Here is a 4949-nt window from a genome sequence, read left to right on the forward strand (position 1 = left end):
GAGCCCGGGCGCCCGCTCGAACCCGGCGGCGCGGTGCGATTGCTGGCCACGCTGCTGGAGTCGGCGCCGGGGCCGGTGACGATCGCCCCGATCGGGCCGTTGACCAACATCGCGGCCCTGCTCGCCGCCCGCCCCGACCTGCACGACAGGATCGCCCGGGTGGTCGTCATGGGCGGGGCGGTGGGGCACGGCAACGCCACCCCCGCCGCCGAGTTCAACGCCTTCAGCGATCCCGAGGCGGCCCAGCGCGTGCTGACCGGCGGCGAGGTGCCGTGCGTGCTGGTGCCGATGGATCTGACCTACCGGTGCGCGGTCGGGGCCGCCTGGCTGGCCGACCTTGCCGCCTCCGGGCCGGTCGGCTCGGCGCTGCACGCCCTGGTCCCCGACTACCTCGCCCACTACCGCAAGGCGCTCGGCTGGGACGGAATGGTCGTGCACGACGCGGTGGCGGTGGCCGAGGCCATCAGCCCCGGGCTGTTGTCGACCGAGGCGCTGCCGGTGACGGTGGAGACCTCGTTCGGACCGGCGCGCGGGGCGACCGTGGTGGATCGGCGACGGCCGGAGGTCCGGGACTCGACCGAGGTCCCCACACTCGGCACGCCCGTCGAGGTGGCACTCGACACCGATCTGGACCACCTGCGGACGTTCCTGTTCGAGCGGCTGTCCCGCCGTTGAGCGGAGCCGTCCCTGCCGGACTCGGTGTGTGACCTGCGAAAGCACCGGATCGAATGACCCGTCGTTCGATTGGTTGAGCCGGTGCCCGGGGGTACTGCTTAAATTGTGACCATGACAGCGGGCGACGACGACCGCGCACACCACGACGGCCCCGGCCGCGTGCCGCGCGACCGGACACTGCTGACCGCACTCGCCTCGGCCGTGGTGGCCGTCGGGGTGTTCGTCGTCGCCGTCCAGCTCACCCCCGACAAGACCGAGCTGACCTCGGCGGCCACCGACGACAGCGCCCCTGCGTCCCCGCCGGCCGAGGCCGGGGCGCCTCAGGCCGGGGGCACGCGCACCGCGGCACCGGAGAGCGCCGAGCTCCCGCCGACCACACCGCCACCCGGGCCGACGTCCGCGCCCGGCGCGTCGCGGGTCCGGTTCGAGGAGTGGGTGAACGACGTCGCCGGATGGCTCGACATTCCCCGCCGGGCGATGCACGCCTACGCGATCGCCACGGTCACGCTGGCCGACGAGCAGCCGGACTGCCACTTGTCCTGGGTGACCCTGGCGGGCGTGGGCAGGACCGCCACCGACCACGGCCGCGTTCACGACGGGGACATCACCGAGGACGGAACCGTCTCCGCCCCGATCGGCACGATCGAGGTGCGCGACTTCGCCGGAGCGGTCGTCTCACGGCCCGGTGCGGCGGGTCCCATGCAGCTCGCTCCGGCCGTGTGGGAACGCTGGCGAGCCACGCCGGGCCACGGCGAGCCGGACATCCAGGACCTCGACGACGCGGCCCTGACGGCGGGGCGGGCGTTGTGCGCGGACGGGCGCGACCTCTCCGACGGCGACCAGTGGTTGGACGGGGTCTCCGCGTTGCACGACGAACCGCTGTTCCTGCACCGGGTGCTGGCCACGGCCAACGTGTACGGCACGGTCGGGCAGAGCGGTCACGAGCCGGACACCGCCGCCCTGCACGCGGTCACCTTCGCCATCGACAAGATCGGGTTGCCGTACGTCTGGGGCGGCAACGGCCGTGAGCGGGGCGACGCCGGGTTCGACTGCTCGGGCCTGACCACCGCCGCCTACGGCAGCGCCGGGATCGACCTCATGCGCACGGCGCACACCCAGTACCACAGTGTGTCCCGGGTCCCCGAGGGCGAGCAGCCCCGGCTCGGTGACCTGATCTTCTACGGCGATCCCGCCACCAAGATTCACCACGTGGGTCTCTACATCGGCAACCAGCAGATGATCGACGCGCCGACCTTCGGGCAGGCCGTCCAGGTGCACGACTACCGCAAGCCGGGCGACAACTACGCGGGCGCGGGCAGGCCGACGGCCTAACCGTTCCTACCGCCAGCGCGACCGTGGCCGTGGCGTGTTCTCGCACCACTGTCGCTGTCCGGTGGCCACCGGAAACCCGCGTCATCGACCCGCGCGTCTCGCCGCCCGCGCCGACACCACCGGCCAGGGGTTGATCTCCACCACGCTGGAGGTCCCATGCTGACGCGTGCAAGTCGATGACAGGCCCGGAGCCGAAGGGGTCGGCAGGAGATGACCGGCGCGGAGTTCGACATCGAGGCGTTCCTGGCACAACCGCTCACCGCCCGGATCGCGACCAACGGGCCGACCGTCCGCCCGGTCTGGTACCTCTGGGAGGACACCGCGCTCTGGACGATCACGGGAGGGTGGGCGGCTCTGCCGGGCAGGGTTCGAGCCGACCCGGCGATCGCCGTGGTCATCGATCAGTGCGACCTCACGACAGGGACAGTCAGGCAGGTCATCGCGCGCGGGCGGGCCGAGCTGCTGCCGTTCGACGTGGCGAGGGGCCGCCGGAAGTTGTCCCGCTACCTCGGCGACGACGAACAGCGGTGGGATGCCCGGTTCCGGCGATACCTTCATGCGGATCCCGAGCGGACAGGAATCGTCTGGCTACGGCTTCGTCCGGAGTCGCTCCTCGCCACAGACCTCAGCTACGACGTCCGACCGGCAACCCGCGGGTCTCCAGGGGCGACTCGCGGGCTGTGGAGGGCAACTCGCCGACCATGAGGGGCAACTCGCGGGCTCCGGTCGGGGCTGTGAGCACCCCCAGCAGTTCACAGCGTCGACCGGAGCTCGCGAGGCGGGGATCACTCCCGCGTGCTACCGCAGATTTTCGCACTGCGCAAAAATTCGCAACGGGTAGGTGCGCCGACGCACACGCGGCGCAGACGGTCAGCGGGCGCCGCGCACCTCGAGCGAGGACAGCAACTCGGCCGTGGCGGCGTGTACCGCGTCGACGGCGTGGTCGAAGGCCTCCGCGTTGTGCGCGGCGGGCGCACGGAACCCGGACACCTTGCGCACGTACTGCACGGCCGCCGCCCGGATGTCGGTGTCGGTGACGCCCTCGGCGTACGGCGGGCGCAACGTCTTGATGTTTCGGCACATACCCGCATTGTCCGGCCGACGGCGACATTTCTCGTGCCGCGCGCCCGCCGGCCCGGCCCGGGCTCAGGCGACTCGGCGTTCGAGCAGCACCGTGTCGTGCCAGACGCCGCCGAGCAGGGCGATGCGCTGCCGCACCCCCACGGTGCGGTACCCGGCGGCGTGGTGCAGCGCCACGCCCGCGCGATCACCGGTGAACACCGAGGTCTGCAACGTCCACAACCCGGCGCGGTCGGCGGCCTCGACCTGCTTGCGCAGCAACACCGTTCCGACCCCTCGGCAACGGAAGGACTCGCCGACGTAGATCGCGCTCTCCGCGACCCCCGCGTAGCACTCCGCCGCCGACACGGGCCGCAACGCCGTCCAGCCCACGACCTCACCGTCGATCTCGGCGACCCAGCGATGACCGGCCAGCCAGGCGCCGTCGGAGGCGCCACCGTCCGGGACGGTGCCGCCGGTCCCGTCCGGGCCGGAGATCGCCGCACCGGATTCCGCACCGGACTTCTCGGCCTCGGCGTCGAGGGTCCGCAGCGCCGTCCGGTCGCCCGGCTCCGGCGCCCGGACGGTGACGTCGGCGGGGACGTCGGCGGGACAACAGGGGCGCGGCGAGAGCAGTCCCATGACGGCGTCGGCCGCGTGCGGCAGGCCGGTGCAGCACTCCTGGTTGATCGTGACCCTGGTGGCGGTTCCGTGCTTGTGCAGGCTGAGAAAGCCCAGGTCGGCGAGCCTGCGGACGTGGTGGGAGCAGGTCGACTGGCTCACCCCGAGCTGCTCGGTGAGCGCGCCGACGGTGAGCCCGCCCGGCGCGACCGCCACCGCGTGCAGCAGCCGCACCCGGGTCGGCTCGGCCAGGCACGCGAACCAGTCCGCGTACACGGCCGCGTCCTCCTCGGGAAGCGGTGGCGGGATGCGCTGCGCGGTCGACATGCCGCCATTATCGACGCGGACCGATCCACATCTCAACGCCCTGTGCGAGGCCACCACCGGATCAGCACACGGCCACCCCTCCACCCCCGCGAGTTGCCCCTTCCCGCACGCGAGTTGCCCCTTCCCGCACGCGAGTTGCCCCGTCACGTCCGCGAGTCACCACGGGAGGGCCCGTCCGCACGCCACCAGGCGGGCCGTCAGGCACGTTCGGCCCGGCACACCAACGCCGTCGGCGTCCGGCCGATGCGCGTGAGCACCACCGTCGCCTCGGCGGGACCGCGCGGTTTGAGCCTGCGGCGCAGTGCGTCCGGGTCCACGTCGAGGCCCCGCACCAGGATCTCCAGCCGTCCGACCTCCCGCCGGCGCAGGGCGGCGCGCAACGCCTTCTCGCTGTAACGTCCCGTCTCGAGCACCCGGAAGGCCCGCACCCCGGGCGGCGGCGTGTCGCCGGTGAGATAGGCGATGCGCTCGTCGAGCTGCCACAGACCGTGCCGGGCGGCGTAGTGGCGCACCAGCCCGGCCCGCACCACGGCGCCGTCCGGGTCGACGAGCCATCGCCCCGGCTCGCCGACTCCCGCGTCGTCCGGCTCGGCGTCGGTGAGCGACCATTCCGTGCCGTCGGAGCCCAGCACCGTCGCCCGGCGCGTGGCAGTCGCCAGGCCCGCACTGAGCAGATTCGCCTCCCGGACCCGGCCGTCGAGCGAGACCAGCTCCACCTCGCGCGCCCACGGCGCCGCGTCCGGATCGAGTCCGGGAGCGCACTTGACCATCAACTCCCGCCTCGCGTACACGGAGGCGAGCTCATCGAGCGGCGGCACGAAATCCGCGGGCCGCCACCGTCGTCTACCGCCTGAGTCGCGCCGCGCGGGGTCGGCCACGACCACGGCCTCCCGCGTCACCGGGCGCAGGGCGTCAGCGCGCGCCACCACCGGCGC

General features: G+C 73.0%; 6 protein-coding genes. 3 read left to right on the plus strand and 3 right to left on the minus strand.

Annotated features, from left to right (window positions below):
• The 3 genes from SACSA_RS0112430 to SACSA_RS0112440 form a co-directional block, all read left to right on the plus strand.
• On the plus strand, window positions 1-675 hold a 675-nt coding region (locus SACSA_RS0112430; protein WP_019816260.1), incomplete at its 5' end, for a nucleoside hydrolase.
• Window positions 676-786: 111 nt separating this feature from the next.
• A complete protein-coding gene (locus SACSA_RS0112435; protein ID WP_019816261.1) occupies window positions 787-2007 on the plus strand; it encodes a C40 family peptidase in 1221 nt (406 codons plus the stop codon).
• Window positions 2008-2217: 210 nt separating this feature from the next.
• Window positions 2218-2712: a pyridoxamine 5'-phosphate oxidase family protein gene (locus SACSA_RS0112440; RefSeq protein ID WP_019816262.1), complete on the plus strand. Its 495-nt coding sequence runs from the start codon at window positions 2218-2220 to the stop codon at window positions 2710-2712.
• Window positions 2713-2877: 165 nt separating this feature from the next.
• On the opposite strand, the gene SACSA_RS0112445 is transcribed toward SACSA_RS0112440, so the two are convergent.
• The 3 genes from SACSA_RS0112445 to SACSA_RS0112455 form a co-directional block, all read right to left on the minus strand.
• Entirely contained in the window at window positions 2878-3090 is a 213-nt protein-coding gene (locus SACSA_RS0112445) for a DUF2277 domain-containing protein (protein ID WP_019816263.1), read from the minus strand.
• A gap of 63 nt (window positions 3091-3153) precedes the next feature.
• Window positions 3154-4014 (minus strand): helix-turn-helix domain-containing GNAT family N-acetyltransferase, encoded by an 861-nt coding sequence (locus SACSA_RS0112450; protein ID WP_019816264.1) that lies wholly within the window; start codon window positions 4012-4014, stop codon window positions 3154-3156.
• 197 nt (window positions 4015-4211) lie between these two features.
• A partial coding sequence (locus SACSA_RS0112455; RefSeq protein ID WP_019816265.1) for a THUMP-like domain-containing protein occupies window positions 4212-4949 on the minus strand: 738 nt, incomplete at its 5' end.

The organism is Saccharomonospora saliphila YIM 90502 (genome assembly GCF_000383795.1).
Lineage (GTDB): Bacteria > Actinomycetota > Actinomycetes > Mycobacteriales > Pseudonocardiaceae > Saccharomonospora > Saccharomonospora saliphila.